This is a genomic window from Xylophilus sp. ASV27 (assembly GCF_016428875.1).
Lineage (GTDB): Bacteria > Pseudomonadota > Gammaproteobacteria > Burkholderiales > Burkholderiaceae_C > Xylophilus.
The window spans coordinates 1-255 of the sequence record NZ_JAELTO010000421.1 but is presented as its reverse complement, the minus strand read 5'-3'; the positions used below and the strand labels follow the sequence as shown (position 1 = coordinate 255).

At 70.6% G+C, this 255-nt stretch carries 1 protein-coding gene; it reads left to right on the top strand.

Annotation, left to right across the window (positions count from 1 at the left end; translation table 11 throughout):
- Positions 1–255 (top strand): transposase (locus tag JHD63_RS23615; RefSeq protein ID WP_198973208.1); only part of this gene is annotated, 255 nt, incomplete at both ends.

Below are 255 nucleotides of genomic sequence, written 5' to 3'. Positions count from 1 at the left end.
AGCCCGGCGCTGCGGCGCTTCGTGGGCATCGGCCTCGGACGTGAGCGGGTGCCCGATGGCACCACGCTGCTGAAGTTCCGGCGCCTGCTGGAGGCGCACAAGTTGGGCGAGCAACTGTTCGCCACGGCAGGCCAGACGCTGCAGGCCCGAGGTCTGGAGGTGGGCACGGGCACGATCGTGGACGCCACCATCATCGGCGCGCCCAGCTCGACGAAGAACGCGGACAAGGCGCGCGACCCCGAGATGCACCAGACC